The sequence below is a fragment of the Kibdelosporangium philippinense genome (assembly GCF_021390435.2).
GTDB classification, from domain to species: Bacteria; Actinomycetota; Actinomycetes; order Mycobacteriales; family Pseudonocardiaceae; genus Kibdelosporangium; species Kibdelosporangium philippinense.
The window spans coordinates 3,192,801-3,209,938 of the sequence record NZ_JAJVCN010000001.1 but is presented as its reverse complement, the minus strand read 5'-3'; the positions used below and the strand labels follow the sequence as shown (position 1 = coordinate 3,209,938).

At 67.4% G+C, this 17,138-nt stretch carries 17 protein-coding genes; 4 read left to right on the top strand and 13 right to left on the bottom strand.

Annotated elements, in window-relative coordinates; translation table 11 throughout:
- Positions 1-480: 480 nt before the first annotated feature.
- The gene (locus tag LWC34_RS14780) at positions 481-1,467 is read left to right on the top strand and encodes a tyrosine-type recombinase/integrase (RefSeq protein ID WP_372496495.1); all 987 of its coding nucleotides are present in this window, start codon (positions 481-483) and stop codon (positions 1,465-1,467) included.
- Here LWC34_RS14780 and LWC34_RS14775 read toward each other — a convergent pair.
- From LWC34_RS14775 to LWC34_RS14760, 4 genes are read right to left on the bottom strand one after another with little or no spacing between them, the layout of a single operon-like run.
- Positions 1,416-2,090 (bottom strand): response regulator, encoded by a 675-nt coding sequence (locus LWC34_RS14775; RefSeq protein ID WP_233725629.1) that lies wholly within the window; start codon positions 2,088-2,090, stop codon positions 1,416-1,418. The two genes, LWC34_RS14780 and LWC34_RS14775, sit on opposite strands and share 52 nt — an antisense overlap.
- Positions 2,087-3,136 carry a sensor histidine kinase gene (locus tag LWC34_RS14770; protein WP_233725628.1) on the bottom strand — a complete coding sequence of 350 codons (1,050 nt, stop codon included), beginning with the start codon at positions 3,134-3,136 and terminating at the stop codon, positions 2,087-2,089. Before LWC34_RS14770 ends, LWC34_RS14775 begins: the two co-directional genes overlap by 4 nt.
- Positions 3,129-3,317 (bottom strand): hypothetical protein, encoded by a 189-nt coding sequence (locus LWC34_RS14765; protein ID WP_233725627.1) that lies wholly within the window; start codon positions 3,315-3,317, stop codon positions 3,129-3,131. Before LWC34_RS14765 ends, LWC34_RS14770 begins: the two co-directional genes overlap by 8 nt.
- A 33-nt stretch (positions 3,318-3,350) precedes the next feature.
- Positions 3,351-3,596, bottom strand: a complete 246-nt coding sequence (locus LWC34_RS14760) for a hypothetical protein (protein ID WP_233725626.1) — start codon at positions 3,594-3,596, stop codon at positions 3,351-3,353.
- Between the two features lie 176 nt (positions 3,597-3,772).
- Between LWC34_RS14760 and LWC34_RS14755 the strand changes: the two genes are divergently transcribed.
- Positions 3,773-4,273, top strand: a complete 501-nt coding sequence (locus LWC34_RS14755) for a hypothetical protein (RefSeq protein ID WP_233725625.1) — start codon at positions 3,773-3,775, stop codon at positions 4,271-4,273.
- 9 nt (positions 4,274-4,282) lie between these two features.
- Here LWC34_RS14755 and LWC34_RS58040 read toward each other — a convergent pair whose 3' ends face one another.
- The 4 genes from LWC34_RS58040 to LWC34_RS14735 are packed head-to-tail and all read right to left on the bottom strand — an operon-like array spanning position 4,283 to position 11,243.
- On the bottom strand, positions 4,283-5,392 hold the full coding sequence (locus tag LWC34_RS58040; RefSeq protein WP_233725624.1) for an AAA family ATPase: 1,110 nt from the start codon (positions 5,390-5,392) through the stop codon (positions 4,283-4,285).
- The gene (locus LWC34_RS14745; RefSeq protein ID WP_233725623.1) at positions 5,385-6,149 is read right to left on the bottom strand and encodes an RNA ligase family protein; all 765 of its coding nucleotides are present in this window, start codon (positions 6,147-6,149) and stop codon (positions 5,385-5,387) included. The genes LWC34_RS58040 and LWC34_RS14745 overlap by 8 nt, the downstream gene beginning before the upstream one ends.
- A 43-nt stretch (positions 6,150-6,192) precedes the next feature.
- Entirely contained in the window at positions 6,193-8,853 is a 2,661-nt protein-coding gene (locus LWC34_RS14740; RefSeq protein ID WP_233725622.1) for an AAA family ATPase, read from the bottom strand.
- Positions 8,850-11,243, bottom strand: coding sequence for a helix-turn-helix transcriptional regulator (locus LWC34_RS14735; RefSeq protein ID WP_233725621.1), 2,394 nt, complete (start codon positions 11,241-11,243; stop codon positions 8,850-8,852). The genes LWC34_RS14740 and LWC34_RS14735 overlap by 4 nt, the downstream gene beginning before the upstream one ends.
- Positions 11,244-11,483: 240 nt before the next feature.
- On the opposite strand from LWC34_RS14735, the gene lspA reads away from it, so the two are divergent.
- Positions 11,484-11,993 (top strand): signal peptidase II, encoded by a 510-nt coding sequence (gene lspA / locus LWC34_RS14730; protein ID WP_233725620.1) that lies wholly within the window; start codon positions 11,484-11,486, stop codon positions 11,991-11,993.
- Here lspA and LWC34_RS14725 read toward each other — a convergent pair.
- The gene (locus tag LWC34_RS14725; RefSeq protein WP_233725619.1) at positions 11,990-12,265 is read right to left on the bottom strand and encodes a GNAT family N-acetyltransferase; all 276 of its coding nucleotides are present in this window, start codon (positions 12,263-12,265) and stop codon (positions 11,990-11,992) included. The genes lspA and LWC34_RS14725 overlap by 4 nt on opposite strands.
- A 172-nt stretch (positions 12,266-12,437) precedes the next feature.
- On the opposite strand from LWC34_RS14725, the gene LWC34_RS14720 reads away from it, so the two are divergent.
- Positions 12,438-13,631: an MFS transporter gene (locus LWC34_RS14720; RefSeq protein ID WP_233725618.1), complete on the top strand. Its 1,194-nt coding sequence runs from the start codon at positions 12,438-12,440 to the stop codon at positions 13,629-13,631.
- Here the strand turns inward: LWC34_RS14720 and LWC34_RS14715 are convergent.
- From LWC34_RS14715 to LWC34_RS14700, 4 genes are read right to left on the bottom strand one after another with little or no spacing between them, the layout of a single operon-like run.
- Positions 13,601-14,431 (bottom strand): class II fructose-bisphosphate aldolase, encoded by an 831-nt coding sequence (locus LWC34_RS14715; RefSeq protein WP_372496540.1) that lies wholly within the window; start codon positions 14,429-14,431, stop codon positions 13,601-13,603. The two genes, LWC34_RS14720 and LWC34_RS14715, sit on opposite strands and share 31 nt — an antisense overlap.
- The gene (locus LWC34_RS14710) at positions 14,428-15,285 is read right to left on the bottom strand and encodes a 1-phosphofructokinase family hexose kinase (protein ID WP_233725616.1); all 858 of its coding nucleotides are present in this window, start codon (positions 15,283-15,285) and stop codon (positions 14,428-14,430) included. The genes LWC34_RS14715 and LWC34_RS14710 overlap by 4 nt, the downstream gene beginning before the upstream one ends.
- Entirely contained in the window at positions 15,282-16,160 is an 879-nt protein-coding gene (locus tag LWC34_RS14705; RefSeq protein WP_233725615.1) for an ROK family protein, read from the bottom strand. Before LWC34_RS14705 ends, LWC34_RS14710 begins: the two co-directional genes overlap by 4 nt.
- The gene (locus LWC34_RS14700; RefSeq protein ID WP_233725614.1) at positions 16,157-17,035 is read right to left on the bottom strand and encodes an SIS domain-containing protein; all 879 of its coding nucleotides are present in this window, start codon (positions 17,033-17,035) and stop codon (positions 16,157-16,159) included. The genes LWC34_RS14705 and LWC34_RS14700 overlap by 4 nt, the downstream gene beginning before the upstream one ends.
- Positions 17,036-17,138: the final 103 nt, after the last annotated feature.

The window sequence follows — 17,138 nt, the reverse complement described above, 5'->3', positions numbered from 1 at the left end:
TGGTGATGTCCGGCAACCTTGGTCGCAAGGAACCTCCGCGCCGAGGCGCGCAGTCCACGCCCTGGCCCCCAGGCTGCAGGTGTCCAAGCCATCCGCTTAATCGTCACCGTGACGTAAGGCGCCCGGGTCTCCGGACCTCGTCAAGCGGGGTTCTGTCCTAATTGATGCATAATGACCGTTATGCATCAATTCAACAGGGCATGAAATATGGCTCGCGGACTCGAAACTCCGCCAGGACGACTCGTCACGCCCGACGGCCATCCGACGCCAGTTCCCTCTCGCGACAACCGCCCAGAATCCCCCAGCCGCTCAGGCCCGTGTGCACTGATCTCCCCGGCTTCCTGGGCGGTTCTCTCCCCTAGCCCACCCCGCAACTCCACCAGCTCTAACCCTTTCGCCTGACCAGGCCATTCGTACGTCCGGATGAATTCACCCGGTGCTGAATCGCGAATTGTCGGTGGTTACCGGTATCAAGATCATGTGCAGCTGCTCGACGCCCAGGACGCGTTCTTCCTCGCCCGCAAACCTCGTAAGGACTCACCGCACACCACAGCCGCCTACCGCCGCGATCTGCACGGCGTCACCTCTCTCCTCGCCGACACTGCACGCAAATCCATCACGGAGCTGACCATTCACGACCTGACAGCGAAGGCGCTGCGGGCAGCGTTCGGTGAGTTCGCCGACGGGCACGCGAAAACCTCGGTCGCGCGCGCATGGTCGACGTGGAACCAGTTCCTGAACTTCTGTGTGGCCGATGGGCTGCTGGATGGCAATCCGATGGGCGCGGTGAGTCGGCCGAAGGCGCCGCAGTCCTCCCCCAAACCTCTGCGTGGCGAGGACACCCCGGAAAAGCTGCTGGCCGCTGCGGCGTCGGGTGCTCGTAAGGCTCGTGATCCCTGGCCGGAACGTGACGTCCTGGTGATCGCGCTTGGGCTGGTTGCGGGGTTGAGGTCGGCGGAAGTTCGTGCGCTGCAACGGTCTTCGGTGGTCGGGCGGCCTGGTGAACAGCGGCTTCACGTGCAGGGTAAGGGAAGCCGGGAGCGGTCGATCCCGATCGAGCCGCCGTTGGAGCGTGTGATCGACGCGTATCTGGCGTCGTGTGCGGCGAGGTTCCCGCATCAGCGGTTCGGGGCGAGTTCGGCGCTGTTGCTGGATTATCAGGGGAAGCCGATCGGTCGTGGCGCGCTGGATTACCTGGTGAAGACGAGTTATCGCTGGGCGGGGATCCGGGATCAGGTTCCGACTGGTGCGAATCTGCACGCACTGCGGCACACGTTCGCGACGCGTCTGGCTGAGGATGGCGCGAACGCGGCGGAGATCATGGCGTTGCTGGGGCACGCGAATCTGAACACGAGCCAGAACTACATTGAGGCGACGGGGAAAGAGCGTCGTGCGGCGGCTGCGGGCAACCGGACCTATCGGGCGTTGTCCGGGTTGGAGCCGGGGGTGACGAGTCCGGATTCGTAGCCTGCGATGACCAGGTGCACGCGGTCGCGGGCGTGGAGTTTCGTCAGGATGCGGCTGACGTGTGTCTTGACCGTGAGCGGGCTGAGCACCAGGGTGTCCGCGATCTCGTGGTTGGTGAGTCCGGTGGCGACGAGGGTGAGGACTTCGCGTTCCCGTTCGGTGAGTCGGTCCATTCGTTTCGTCACGGGTGCGTGGTCGGGGGCGCGCAGGAATCGGGCGATCAGTGTGGCGGTGGGTCCGGGTGAGAGCAGCTGCTCCCCTGCGGCGATGGTGCGGATGGCGTCGAGCAGGTCGGCGGGGCGGATGTCTTTGACGACGAATCCACTCGCGCCGGCCCGCAGGGCGGCGGCGACGTTGTCGTCGGTGTCGTAGGTGGTGAGCACGAGCACGCGGGTGTCGGGGTGCTTGTCGACGATGTGGCGTGTGGCGTCGATGCCGTCGAGGTCGGGCATGCGGATGTCCATGAGTACGACGTCCGGGGTGAGCTCGGCGGCCGCGGTGATGGCGTGGCGTCCGGTGGAGGCTTCGCCGACGCATTCGATGTCGGGCGCGGAGTCGATGAGCATGGCGAACGCGCCGCGTACGAGTGCTTGGTCGTCGGCGAGCAGGACGCGGATGGTCATGACTGTCCTGTCGGCAGGTGCGCGGTGATGGTGAAGCCGTTGTCGGTGTGGATGGTGAGGGTGCCGTCGATGGTGCGCGCGCGTTCGGTCATGCCGATGATGCCGTGGCCGTCGCTGTCGCCAGGGTTGGTGCCGTTGTCTGAGACGGTGACGGTGAGCATGTCGGCACCGTAGTCGAGGTGGACGGTGGCTGTGGTGGCGTTGGAGTGCTTCACGATGTTGGTGAGGCTTTCCTGGACGATGCGGTACGCGGCGATTTCGACGTGTGGTGGTAGTGGGCGTCGGGTTCCGGAGTTGTCGAACGTGATGTCGATACCGACGGCGCGTACGAGACTGCCGAGGTCGGTGATGTTGGGCAGGACGGGCATGGGGTCGCGGAGGACTTCGACGGTGGAGCGTAGTTCGGTGCGTGCTTGGTCGCAGGCGTCGGTGATGGTGTTGAGGGTGCGTGCGACGGTGTCGCGGTCGAGTGGCTGGGTGGTGTCGGTGGTCAGGTGTGCGGCGACGCTGGCTTGTACGCGGATGGTGGTGATGGTGTGTGCGAGGAGGTCGTGGAGGTCGCGTGCGATGCGTAGGCGTTCTTCGGTGACTTGCTGACGGGTTTGCTTGGCGTGGTTGGCGTTGCGTTGCCGCGCGTGTTTGCCGAGGACGATGGCTGCGACGAGCCAGCCGAGTGTGCTGAGGGCGTCGATGCCGAGTGCCTGGTCGTCGATGGCGCGTACGGCGAGGACGATGACGCAGGTGACGGCGGCTGCGGTGGTCCCCCAGATCCGGTTGCCGGTTGAGATGACGGTGTAGAGCGCGACGAGCGCGGGTGGCATGAGGGCGTCGTGTGGGTAGTCGAGGGTGTTGTAGGCCGTGGACAGTGCGACGTGGACGGCGAGGACGGGTATGGGCCAGCGTCGGCGTGCGATGAGCGGGAGTGTTGCTGCGGTGGCGAGAGCGGCGCCCTGTAGGTCGAGGGTCCGGGTTTCGGGTGCGAGGTAGCCCCAGGCGAGCACGAGCACGGTGAGCACGAGGCCGAGCAGGATGTCTTTGTTACGCATGGGTTTTGCGCGTGGCGCGGATCAGCATGGCGAGGGTGGTCATGAGGGTGATGCGTAGCCAGTGGGTGTCCATGATCCGCTCGGAGGGGACGCTGAAGGTGTTGTTGGCATCGCGAACATAGCCGCCGTTGCCGATCTGGTGCTGCCATTTCGCCCACATGGTGAACGAGGTGATGAACACGGCGGCGTGGATGGTGGCTGCGGTGGTGACGGTTCACCACGGCAGTCGTGAGTGGCGTAGGAAGGGCGTGGCGAGTGTGCAGGCGGCGGAGGCGATGGCGAGCGGCATGATGACGGTGTCGACGGTGGATGCCCAGCTGTCGTGCACGGCGGTCATGTCTTGCGGGGACATGTGTTGCCAGGATTGGTAGTGCGCGTGGGTCATGAGGATCTGGCCGACGTTGGCGGCGGTGAGTGCGGTGGCGATGGCTAGGAGCACGGTTGCCCAACGGTCTTTCATGGCGTCCACTCTGCCGTCGTGGGGCGCTGATTCCGTCCGGCTGAGGGATGCAGTTACGAGTACTCCCGCGGGAGTGCCGAAATCGGGATTTCCGCAGGTCAACCCGGTCGAGTGATCCTCAAATCGGCTTGCGGCTAAAACGTTTTCAGGGTCAGCGGAGGCGGTAGGGTGGCGCCATGACGGTTCCCGCCAACAAGATCCGAATAAGCCAACTCAAGGAAGATGTGGAGGGTCTCTATGAAGTAGCGAACGGCACCAGAAAGATGGTGGCCGACATCCGTGAGACACAGCGGCAGCACGGCCATCGCATGGAGGGCATGCAACGCACTCTGAACATGGCTATCAGCCGGATCGGCGGTGTCGAAAGCCGGTTGGACAATGTCGATGCGCGGCTCGTGGACGTGGATGTCCGACTTGGCGGGCTTGACGATCGGTTCGGCCGAGTCGAGACCAGACTCGATGGCATGGACAGCCGGTTGACTGGGGTGGAGGGCGTTCAGCGTGATCATTCGGTCAAGCTCGACATGCTCAACACCAAGTTCGATGGCCTTGACGGCAAGGTCGAAGGGATGGATGCCAAGTTCGAGGCGAAGTTCGAGGGGCTGAACTCCGAGGTGGTCGGGCTCAACACCAAGATGGACCAGGTTTTGGCTCTCCTGACCGCGAAATCCGACTGACTCTCTCCCCTACTCCGTGCTCAGCCACTGCACACTGTGCCCTTCGGTTGGGTCGGGGGCTTCCCATTTGTTCGCCAAGCGGTCGATGACTGCGGCGGGTACGGGTTCTGGGCGCGCGGCGTTGCGTGATGTGATCACCGCCAGTGGTGCCTCTAGTGCGACCACTTCCACCCGTGCTTTGTAGGCCGCGGCCAGTCCGATGGACTGTTGCCTGATCTGCCTGGACACGTTCGTTCCGTTCCACACAAAGGATTCTCCGGCGCGTAGATACCTGCGTGCCTGTTCTTGTGCTGCGCTGATCACCGGCCGCTGATTGTCGGTGGGTTTGACGCGCAGTTCGGCGCGCAACGTGTCCAGGCTGATCACCGGCAGATCCGGGCGATGCGAACTGATCCACGTGTCTTTGCCGACCCCGGGCAGGCCCGACATGACCGTCACGGTCATGCGGGTGTCGTCGTAGGCCGCGTAGTTCGGGTCACGGCCGGGCGTGCGGAAGTACATGAACCGGGCGTGGTCTGACGGGAACACGCGTGGACCGTCCAAACAGGACAACTCTGCGCAGTATTCCCGATATAGCGCGATGTTCTCCACAACCTGGTCCACGTCCGTGCAGATGCGGCCGAGGATGTCGGCGGTCGCGAGCATCGCGAGGTCCGCATTGGACGCGAGCAGGCTGACACGGAACGCGATCTGTTCGATGTCGGGTCGTTCCAATGCCCAGAACGGAACTTGGTGGTGTCGGACCAAAGCAGCGACATGTTCGCGCCACGAAGCAGAAGCTCCGAGTTCCCACAGGATGCGGCGCACAAGCAAGTCGCCGCGACGGGAGTGGCCGTGTGCGGTGATGCGGCCCTCGACATGCTGCGTGCAGTCGGGTTTGGCGACGTCGTGCAGCAACACGGTGGCGAACATTCGAACCTGTGACGGACGCGGCAAAGCCTGCCACTCCGGCAAGGACACAAGAGCCTCGCATGCCATGCGGGTGTGGGTTTCGACGTCGCCCTCGGCGTGATGCACCGCGTCCTGCGGGACGCCGGTCATGCGGCGGATCCACCAGAACGCGTCACGGATCGATGGCCAGTCGACCGAGGAACCGGTCGGGCAGAGTTGCTCAAACACCTCCATACATCACCGCCGGGTCCGCCAACTGGTTCGGTACGATCGGCCGGTCCATCCAATGCGAGCCGGAATCCAGCACCGCGGTCAGAAACGTGGGCCGCACCCACTTGTAGCGCTCGGCCACCACGCCGTTCTCCTCGACCTTCACATACAGGCCTTCCATGTCCTCGCTCATGTCAGTCTCCGCGCGGACCGCACTCCCCTGCGCTGCCAACACGGCGCGCCAGGAGGTAGTACGGCACTGCGACGGCCCGACGAACGACAGCAACGCGGGCAGCGACGCGACAGGGCCGGTGTGCAGGACCGGGACCGAGCTGATCGGCAGACCGGCAAGCAGTTCGGCGCGGCGCGCGGTGGACAGGAACACCGATTCCACGGTGTCCAGGATGTCGAATTCGCAGAAATAGTGCGGCAATGCGGCGTAGAATACCGTGTGTTTCGCGTACATCCATTCGCCATACACGATATAGCGGGCGCCTATTCGGTTGTACAAAGCGTTTTGGATTGTTGATGCCCATGCTTTGAAGGGGCCGAATTGGCGTTCTCGCGGCCCGCCGGTGAGGTAGTGGCCGCGGCTTTGCAGCCGCAGTTCGCCGTCCAGGGTGAAGCTGATGGCCGCGTTCGCCCCGTCGAGTTTTTCCTCAACGACCAGGTATCGGTTCCGGATCTGGGTGAAGGCGACCGAGTTCATGTCTTCGTCGCCTGGTTGCAGCCGGGACGATTCCAGGTGATGGGTTCGGGGGTACTTGCGTAACACGTCGCCTTTTATATCGCGCGACCCGAGAACTGTCGAAGGGTTTTCACGCGGGGCGGTATTCGCCGGTGAGGATCGCGGAGGCGAGTTCCACTCGGGTGCGGTATCCGGTGCGTTGGAACAATCGCGACAGGCGGGCTTCGACGTTCTTTTCCGTCGTGCCCAGCACGGTAGCCAGTTCCCGGTTGGTCAGGCCGTCGGCCACCAAGGACGCGAGCAAGCGCTCGTTCTCGCTGTTGGTGACACTGCGGCCAGGCACGGCGACGCCCTGCTCGCGCATCAGGCGCCTCAAGTGCGCGCGTTGCAGCAAAGCGTCCATCTCGCCATAGAGGTCGTAGGCCTCGCGCATCAGCGTCGGCGTGCCCATGGTGTGCTGCAGCAGGTACATCAGGGTGTCGGCGATTTCGGGTTTCTGGCCACGGTCGCGCGCGATGCTGATCGCCTCGCCCGCGGCGGTGTAATCGTCTTGCACGATCGCGGCGGCGAGCAAATGGTTGCGGTGGGCGCGGCCGGTGCCGAGGCGTTCGGCGAGTTGCTTGAGTTCGGTGACCGCGTCACTGGCGTCAGCATGGGCGCCAGTGGCCAGGTTGTGCATGGCGATCCGCAGCCACAGGTCGTCCGTGCCGATCACGACACCTTGCTCTTCAGCGGTGGACAGGCCGTCGTCCAACAGCAGGCGCGCGCGGGAATGGTTACCCAGCGCGTGTTCCAGGTCTGCTTCGGCCAGGGCGAGCAGGTGCGGCAGGCAGGTTTCGGCGATACGCGCGGAGTCGATCATGTCTCGGGCCGCATTGATGGCGCCGCGCGCGGTGAGGATCGTGGCCATGTCGCGGCACACGACCGTGTGGCACAGCAAATGCCCGAGGGTCGAGCCGGTGGCCAGGCTCAGGCGCGCGAGGGTGAGCGCGTCGTCCCAGCGGCCCGCAGCGCTGGCTTGCAGTGCGCGGGTGGCGGTCATTTGGTGTTCGGGCGCCAGGTTGTGGGTGGCCATCAGCTCGTCGGCGCGGGTGGCTTCGCCCATCAGCAGCAGTGTGCGGGCCATCGCGTTGAGCAGGCCGGGTTGGTGGCGTTGTTCGGCGAACAGTGGGCAGTGGCCTTCGACGTCGGCGACGAGGTCGAAGTAGGCGCGCGGGTTGCCACGGACCATGGAGGCGCCGAAGGCGATCGAGTTGCCGTAGGTGATGGCGGAGTCGTTGCCGGTGGACCAGATCTGACGGGTGGTGTCCAACAGGGTTTCCGCCTCGGCCCAGCGGTCGATGAAGCACAGCGCGAACGCGCGGCCGATGATCTGGTCGGCGTCGTCGCCGAGCAGGGCGTGGTAGCGGTAGTCGGCGATTTCGTGCAGCGCGCGGCGATCACCCGTAGCGCCGAGGCCGATGAGGCGGACGATCTGGGTTTCCTGGACCGCTTCGGGCGCGAGGTGGTCGGTGTAGCTGGTGATGACGGTGTTGATGCTGTCGTTCGCGGCGGCGAAATCGGCGTGGTAGCCGCATGCCACGGCGTGCAGGAACAGCGCGTTGGCGCGTTGCTGGGGGTCGGTGACGCGTTCGGCGGCGGCTTCCAGCCAGCGGGTGGCGAAGTATTCGTCGTCGACGATCGCGGCGGTGCCGTGTTGCAGCAAGGTGGTGCCCGCGCGGTCGGGGTCGACCAGGGTGCCCGCGTTGACCAGCTGCTCGGGCAGGAACCTCGGATCCTCGCAGGTGGCGGTGCCGTCCCAGAGCGCGGTGACGGCGATGCGCGCGAGTTCGTGGCGCTCATATGGGCCCAGGCATGCGGTCAGGCAGGTGGCCAGCAGGGGTGTACGGAAGCGCCAGGGTCGCGCGTAGAGCAGTTCGTCGGCGTCCAGGCCGGTGAGGATGTGCTCGACGTCGATCTCGCTGATGCCGGTGGCGGTGGCGATCAACGCGGGAGCGCTCTCGCCCAGCGGATGCAGCACGGCAAGGGCTTTGAGCACGGGCCACGCGGTGGTGCCCAGGCGGCGTAACGAGTCGAAACCGGGATGCCGCGGCGAAGGCGCCGGAGGCTGGGTGATGGGCACGAGGTAGGCGGTGCGATCCACGATGCGCAGACTGCCCACGCGGCGGTAGCCGTCGATGGCCAGCCGGATGACGGCCGGGATGCCCGCGCTGCCCTGGTGCAGCGCCTCGGTCATCGTCGGGGTGGGCTTGGCCTGCAGCAACCCGGCGATCATCAGGCTCGTCTCGTGCGGCTGCAGCGGATGCAGGCGCACCAGTTCGACCGACGGCAAGGGCGGCAGGGTTTGGGTGGTCGTGGTGTGGTGCGCGCACACGAACGTCACAGCCGACGCGGGCTGGCGAGCCAGCGCACGCAGGGAATCCGAGTCGGCCCATTGCAGGTCGTCGAGGAAGATCACGAGCGGGTCGGTCTGCCGCTGCAGCACGCTTTCCAGCCGCTCGTGCGGGTCGTGCTCGCCGGTGGCGTCCAGTTCGTCGCAGATGCGTGTGATCAGCGCGTGGGGACGGTCGCGTTCGCTGGGCAGCACCGGCACGGTCAGCGTGCGTACGCCGTTGGTCGTGAGACGCTCGCGGGCGCGGTCGAGCACGCTGCTGCGGCCGATCCCGGTGGGGCCGGTGACCACGACCAGGCTGCGGCCCGGGGTGGTGGCGGCGCGGCAGACCTGTTCCAGTGTCTCGTCACGGCCCGCGAGACGGGGCGTGGCGTTGGCGGAGGTGGCCAGCTCGGTCATGCCACACCTCCGGTGAGCCTGCCGTCGATGCTCGCCGCGGTCAGCTCGACGCGTGAGCGATAACCGGTCCGGTCATACAGCCTGGTCAGGTGCTGTTCGACGGTTTTCACGCCGAGCTGTAGCAGTGCGGCGATCTGGCGGTTGGTGTGGCCGGTGCGGATCAGCTCGATGATGCGCAGTTCGGTGCTGGTGAACCCTTCCGGCGGCGGTTCGGGCACGCCGTAGCGGCGCATCATCGTGGTCAGTTGGGTGGGCAGCAGGAAGCTGCCGGTGGGGTCGGTCGCGAGGGTGTTGAGCTCGTCGATCAGCGGTCCGGGCTGGTCGCAGAACTGAGCCAGGATGCGGCACGCCCACAGCAGGTCGGGGCGATGCGCGCGCAACCGGGAGATGTTGGCGCCTTCCGCCGCCGCGGCCGCGTCCCGATGCACCAGACCTCGACTCAGCAGCATGACCTGGCGTGCGCAGCGCCACGGCGCGCGGATGTGCAGTTGTTCGATTTCCTCGTGCAGCGCGGCAGCCATCTCCTGGTCTTGGCCACGTACCGCGATCTGCAACGCGGTCAGCAGGAGTCGTTCGACGCCGGTGAGCGTTCCGGCGCGCCGCACGCGACGGTAGGTGCGCCACGCCAGATGCACGGCACCAAGGGAGTCACCCGCGCGGTGCAGCAGCGAGCACTCCACTGCGGCGCGTGCGGCGGCGAAGCGTGGGTCGTGCGAGACGGTGGCCAGCCAGTTGGACGCGGTGTCGTATTCGCCGCGGTTGAGGTGGATGCCCGCGGCGTAGATGCGGCACATCTGGTGGATGGGGCTGTCGGGGGTGCCGGTGAGTTCCAGGCGTCGGGCCGCGGTCAGCGCCTCGGACCATTTCGCGGCGGCGTACCCGCGCACGACTGTGCGGCTCAGGGCGAGCGGGCCGGTGCTGGGGGCGCGGTAGCCTGCGCCGAGCACGATCTCGAATACGGCGGTCGGGTCGCCCGCGGCGCCCGCTTCCATGAGGTCTTCCAGGCGCTGCAACGCAGCGGGGTTGCGGATAGCGCCGACTTCGCGCGCGCATCCGGCGTGGTCGACCGCCAGCGCGCAGTGGATCAGGCGCAGCTCGGGGGCGGTGAGCAGCGCGTCCTCGGGGGTGGGTGTGGAGTCCGGGACGAAGTTGCGGTGCTCGCCGATCCACCAGGCGTAGAGCTCGAGCGGGCTGCCGGGGCGCGGGTCGTGGGCGACTTTCACCGGGTGGCCGGTGTGGAAGGCCGTGAGCATGGCTGCGGCCTCCAGGTCGTCGCGCACAGCGGGGTTGCTGGTCGGCATGGTGGCTTGATCGGCCAGCACGGTGCAGAGCAGGTCGTATTGTCCGTTCTGGACCAGCAGTTTCAGCAGCGAACGCAGCACATTGGCGTGCTCGTGCCGGTCACGTGGCAGATCGCGCAACGCGGCGGCGTACCAGCGTGCGGCGCGGTGTGGTTGCTGCGTGCGGGCGCGGTCGGCCAGGCGCAGCAGCCGCGCGGTCGGGGTGCTCAGGCCCGAGGCGGTCAGGTGATCGGCGATGGTCGTGGGGTCGCCGTTGCGGCGCATGAGCTGCGTGGCCAGCGCGTGGTGCAGGCGTTGGGCGTGGTGTGGGCCTGCTTCGTCGGCCAGTGCGGTGGCCAGGGCTGGGCAGACGCAGCGGAGTTTGCCGGTGGCCTCGACGCTGAGCACGTCGGCGTCGACGAGCGCGTCGATTCTGCGGCCGCAGGTGGCGACGGGTTCGCCGAGTGCCCCGGCGAGCAGGGGCAGGTCGTCGATGCGTAGCTCGCCCAGGATGGCGATGGCCCTCAGCAGCGGATCGGCGTGCGTGCACAGCCAATGGTTGGCTGGCAGGGCGATGTGCAGGTCACGCAGGCACAGCAGGCCCGCGACGGTGATCAGGCGATCGCGCAGGTGCTCGACGGTGGCAAGCACCGTGCCGGGGTTGCCGAACAACGGGCCCAGTGCGGTGCGCAGGGCGTCGATGACCGGCTGGTCGAGCGGGCCGACGTCCTTGAGCAGCGCCAGCACGTCGGTCTCGGGCAGCGGCCCGAGGTCCAGGGTCTGGTCCGCGGCGCTGGACAACTCGCTGGTGGACGTGTCCTGGCAGGTGGCGATGACCAGGCAGCCGTTGCGGCGGCTGGCCAGCAGGTCCTGGATGGGCACGGTGTCGGCGTCGTCGATGAGCAGCGCGATGTCGCGTGGGCGCATGCGGGTCAGCTCGTCGGCGTCGATGTGCGTGACCGGGTGGCCGTGTTCGCGCAGGGTGTGTTCGGCGGCGTTCAACAGGGCGGTGCGTCCGGTGCCGTGCGCTCCCCTGATGACCATCAGACGCCCGGTCTGTGTCTGGGCAGCCGTGCGCACGGCAGCAAGTTCGGCCTGCCTGCCCTGCAACCGGTGACCGTGTGATCGGTGACCGCGCCCCAACGCCCTCGCCCCCGTTCCCGTGCTCGGTGCCAGAGCCTACGACGAACAATCGCCGCAGGTCGGCGTGTCGCGGTAAACAGTTCGGTGATCAGGTCTGATCCGGTTCGGTTGGGGTGGTGAGTTCCCGCATGTCGTGGGCAGATCGGCCGGTGCGGGGTGGCAGGTCTCTGACATCCGCCATGAGCCAGGCACATAGGGTAGGCGGCGATGGAGACCTCAGCTTCCCGCCCGGTTGCCGCCCGCGTGCCGATGGTGTTCGCCGTGGCTGTGTTCGTTGTCGCGCTGGACCAGATCACGAAGTACTTCGCGGAGTCACAGCTGACCGGCCGCGCCCCAATCCCAGTCCTCGGCTCGTTCCTGCAACTGCGGCTGTTGTACAACCCAGGCGCGGCATTCTCCATCGGCGCGGGGGCGACGTGGATCTTCACGATCATCACCGCGGTTGCGGTGGTGGTGTTGATCTGGTTCGCGGTCAAGCCGTCCTCGTTGGTGCAGGCCACGGCGTTGTCGTTGTTGTTGGGTGGGGCCGTGACGCACCTGTTGGACCGGTTGTTCCGTGAGCCGGGGTTCGCGCGGGGGCACGTGGTCGACTTCATCGACTACAACGGCTGGTTCGTGGGCAATGTCGCGGACATCGCGTTGTTCTGCGGCGCGGTACTGCTGCTGATCCCGGCGCTGTTCGGCGGCGAGGCCAAGGCTGAGAGGACCGAGGACTAGAGCGGCTTTTTGGCGCGGCGGTAGGTGTAGAGGATGTGCCCTGCGCTCAGGTCGGCCACCTGGTCGTAGAGCGTGCGAGCCGGTGCGTCTTCCAGCGTGTTCCAGTAGAGGCGTGGGAAGCCGTGCTCCTCGGCGTCCGCGGCGACCCACCTGATCATCGCCGTGGCGATCCCCTGTCGCCGGACGTTGGGGTCCACGAACAGGTCTGCCAGGTAGCAGCGTCCGTCGCCCCAGATGCCTGGGTGGAACACGTAGTGCGCGATCCCGACCATGGTGCCGTTCAGCCGGGCGGCGATCCCGCGTGTCTGGTCCCCGGCGAGCAGGCGCGGATGGCGTTGCCGTCGACGCCGGGGATCGCGTCAGGGTCGTACCCGACCGCGAGAACACTGCGCATGAGATCAACACTACTGTCGCCGCGCCCGCCGGGTGGGGCAAGCTGGCCGGGTGATCAAGCGTCGGGGAATCACGATCGCCCTCATCGTGCTGTGCCAGAGCTCGCAGGCGCTGGTCACCGGCGGAATTGCCCTGTTTCTCCCGTTGATCCGGGATGATCTGGCGCTTTCCTTCGCGCAGGGAGGCAGCCTCGCGGCCGCGTCCACGTTCACCTACGCGCTGATGCAGGTGCCGGTCGGGATCCTGGCCGACCGGATCGATCCCAAGAAGATGCTGCTGATCGGCCTGCTCGGGGTGAACATCCTCGCCTGCGGGTTCGCGTTGCTCGACTCGTACGGATGGCTGCTGGCCAACCAGGCGGTCTCCGGGATCTTCCGCTCGATGGCGTTCGCGCCCGGCCTGATCCTGATCAGCCGCCAGTTCGACTCGAGCAAACAGGCCATGGCGATGGGCCTGTACGTCGCGGGCGGGTTTTCCTCCAGCATCGTGCTCAACCTGCTCGGGCCGCTGCTGGTCGGGCCCTTGGGCTGGCAAGGCGTGTTCCTGGTCTGCGCGGGCCTCGGCGTGCTCACCCTGCTGGCCTATTGGCTGATCGGCAACGACGGCGCCGACCCGCGGCCACGCAAACAACCGCCCCTGCGGGAACTGCCGAAACTGCTGAAACACCCCGTGGTCGCGGTGACCTCGGTGATCCAGTTCGTCCGACTGGCCGCCACCCACGGCGTGATCACCTGGCTACCGAGCTTCGTCGTGGTGGAAAAGGGCTACTCGATCCAGACCGCCGGGTTCCTGGTCGCGCTCGGCGCCGCGCTGACCGCGCCGTCCAACATCATGGGCGGCTACGTCGCCGACAAAACCGGCAAACCTCTCGCGGTGGTCTGGGTGTCGCTCACGATCATCGCCGCATCCCTGGTTGGACTCGTGCTGGCCGATTCGCTGCCGATGATCATCGCGATGGTCGCGGTCAACTCGATCGTGATCCAGCTCTACTTCGGGCCGTTGTTTTCCATCCCGATCCAGTATCTCGGCCGCTCGGTCGCGGGGGCGATCAGCGGGTTCGGCAACTTCTGGGCCAACCTCGGCGGATTCACCGCAGTCTGGGCGTTGGGCGCGCTCAAAGACGCCACCGGCGCGTTCGACGCGGGATTCCTGCTGCTCACGGGGTTCTGCGTGATCGGCATCGGCGCTGTGCTCGTACTGCGCAAGATCCCGGTTCAGGCGCTGGAGAGCACACCGAGCAAATGAGCCACCGTGTGCGCGATCGCCTCCCGCGCGGGCGCCAAATACGTGCGCGGGTCGGCGATACGTAGATCAGAGTTCTGGATGGTCTCGGTGAACGCCACGTTCAACGCCGTCCCGATGTTGATCTTCACCATGCCGTGCCGCACCGCGTCACACAGCTGATCATCCGGCACGCCCGAGGATCCGTGCAGGACCAGCGGAACCGGGACGTTGCTGCGGATCCGGGAGATCAACCCCATGTCCAGGGACGCGGTCTGCGTGGTCATCGCATGCGAGCTGCCGACCGCGACCGCCAACGCGTCCACGCCAGTCTCGGACACGAACCGCGCCGCGTCGCGCGGCGAGGTCCGCACACCCGGGGCGTGGGCGCCGTTCTTGCCACCGACCTCGCCCAGTTCCGCTTCGACCCACAGACCGACGCGGTGCGCCCAACGCGCCGCCTCCCGCGTGGCTGCCACGTTCTGCGCGTACGGCATTTTCGAGGCGTCGACCATGACCGAGGCGAACCCGGCGTCCGCGGCCTGGCGCAGCAGCACCTCGTCCTCGACGTGATCCAAATGCAGCGCGACTGGTACCGAGGACTCCGCCGCCACCGCCGCCGCGGCCCGGGCGATCGGCAGCAGATGCCCGCCGTGGAACTTCACGCAGTTCTGGCTCACCTGCAGCACCACCGGCTGGCCCACGGTCTCCGCGCCGGTGACGATGCCTTCCGCGTGCTCCAGTGTGATCACGTTGAACGCGCCCACACCGGTGCCACCGGCCACGGCCTGCTCGATGATCGCCGACGTCGGTACCAGCATCAGCCTTCCTCCACTCGTACCTGACCGGCGAACTCCTGGTATGCCGCCGCGTCATACACGCCCGCGACCGGGCTGAGCACCGCGGCGGCCGACAACGCCACCGCGTCCGCGAGCACCTCGGGCCACGGACGCTGCTGTGCCACGCCCCGCGCGAGCGCGGCGGTGAACGCATCACCCGCCCCCGTCGGGTTACCCACCACCGCGGCCGGTGGACGCGCCCGCCACACACCGTCCGGTGTGGCCAGCACCGCGCCCTGCGCGCCGAGCGTCGCCGCGACCGGCACACCCAAGGACACACAGTCGGCCGGGAGGTCAGGTTTCCGGCCAAGCAGCCGGGTCAGCTCGTCGACATTGGGTTTCACCAGCGCGGGACCCGCGGTGATGCCGTGCCGCAACGCCGTGCCGTCCGTATCCAGCACGACCGGCACCGGGCAGCGTTCGATCAACCGCGCGTACGCCTCATCCGGCAGTCCCGGCGGCAGGCTGCCCGACAAGACCACCACCCGCGCCTGCGCGGCGAGCCGGTCGAACCGCGTCAGCAACGCGCGCCACTCCCCGTCACCGATCAGCGGCCCGGGCTCGGTGAACACGGTCGCCTCGTGCGCGACCACCGTGACCGTGCGGCGGCTTTCCGCGGCGATCGGCACGAACCCGGGCAACCGCGCGCCCAGTTCCGGGCCCGCGAACCCGGTCGAGGTCACCGGCTCACCCAGCTGCGTGAGCACCGCGGCGACGTTCACGCCCTTGCCGCCGGGCCGTGTCCGCACGTCGGTCACGCGGTGCGTCGCCCCCGGCGCCAAAGCGTCCACACGGTAGGTGACATCCAGCGCGGCGTTGAGCGTGACGGTCACGATCACGACGACACCAGCTCCCACGCGCACAGCGCCGCGCCCAACCGTCCCGCCGAGGCGCCCAGGTGCGCGCGCACCACGCGTGGCGGCACCCGCCAGGTCACCCGCGCGCACAACTCGGCGCGCACGGGACCCAGCAGCGTCTCGCCCGCTTCGGCCAACCCGCCACCGATCACGATCAGCGCGGGGTCCAGCAGCATCGTGTACGTCGTGAGCGCGAACCCCAACGCGCGCACCGCGTCACCCAACACTGCCGCCGCGCGCGGGTTATCGGCAGCGCGCGCCACCACATCCGCGGCACTCAACGACGGATCGCCATAGCGGCGTACGAGCGCCGCGGCCGAGGCGTAGGTCTCCAGACAGCCGCGCTGCCCGCACGCACACTGCTCATCACCCACGGGCACGGGGGCGTGGCCGATTTCCCCGGCCATCCCGTCCGCGCCGCGATACGCCCGACCACCGAGGAACACCGTGCCCGCGATGCCCGTGCCGATCGGCAGGAACAGGAAATCGTCCACGCCACGCGCCGCACCCAACTCGTACTCCGCCACCGCGCCCGCGCGCACGTCATGCGTCAACGCCACCGGCACCCCCAGGCGGTCGGTGGCGATGGCGCGTAACGGCAGGTCACGCCAGCCGAGGTTGGTCGAATAGCGCGCCACACCCCGGACCTCGTCCACGATCCCGGGAACCGCGAGCCCCACCGCCGCAGGAGAACCCGCCATCGACGCCAGCTCGGCGGCGAACGCGAGGATCCCCTCCACCGTGTCCGGTTGCGCGAGGGTCGGCCGTTGCTCGACGGCTCTGGCGGTACCGTCGCGATCAACGACCGCGCCCTTCATCAGCGTCCCGCCGACATCCAGCGCGACGACGCTGCTCACGTCAGGATGACCGAGCGGGTCAGATTGCGGGGCGTGTCCACGACCAGGCCGCGTCGATCCCCCAAGGCCACGGCCATCCGCTGCGCGCGCACCAGCTCGGCCTGCGGATCCAGCAACGACACCTCCACGTGCGCGCCGGTCGCCCGGACCTGGTCGAGCAGGCCGTGTGGCGCGTCACCGAACACCCACACCAGCGAGGCGATGTCGGCGATCGCGATCGGCCCGTGCCGGTACTCCATCCCGCAGTAGGACTCCGCCCATGCCTGCGCCGCCTCGCGGATCTTCAACGCCGCCTCGTTGGCCAGCCCGACCGTCCACCCCGACCCCAGGAACGTGAACTGTCGGAACCCGTCGTAGTCATCCGGCAGCGGCATGCTCAACGCGCGCTCGGCGTGCTCGGGCAGGCGTGACACGTCCTCGCCCAGGTGTGCGCGAAGCAGCGTGAGCACGGTCGTGGGGAATCGGGTTTGCACAACCGACTGCTCATCCGCGAACGCCAGCGTGAGCACCTCGTCGGCCACATCGCGCACCGGGGTCGTGCCCACTGCGGTGATCGCGGACGTCTTGGACACGCCGCCGATCTGCGACAACGCGCGCAGGATCTCGGTGGTCGTGCCCGAGCGCGAGATCGCCACCACCCGGTCGTAGCGGCGCGTCAACGGGAACTCCGAGGCGGTGAACGCGTCCGTTTCGCCCTGGCCCGCCCGTTCCCGCAGCACCGCGTAGGCCTGCGCGACGAACCACGACGTGCCGCACCCGATCACCGCCACCCGCTCACCCGGCTCGGGCAGGCCAGCCGGTTTCGCGGCCGCCACCTCGATGGCCGTGCGCCAGCACGCGGGCTGGCTGGCGATCTCCTCCGACGCGTGACTCATAAGACCTCAACCTGTGCGTGAACGTGAGCAATTGTGTTTCATAGTAGGTCAGAGCATGCATGTTCACGCAAGACTGGGCGTGGTTGTTGGCGTTTCAGTCGAT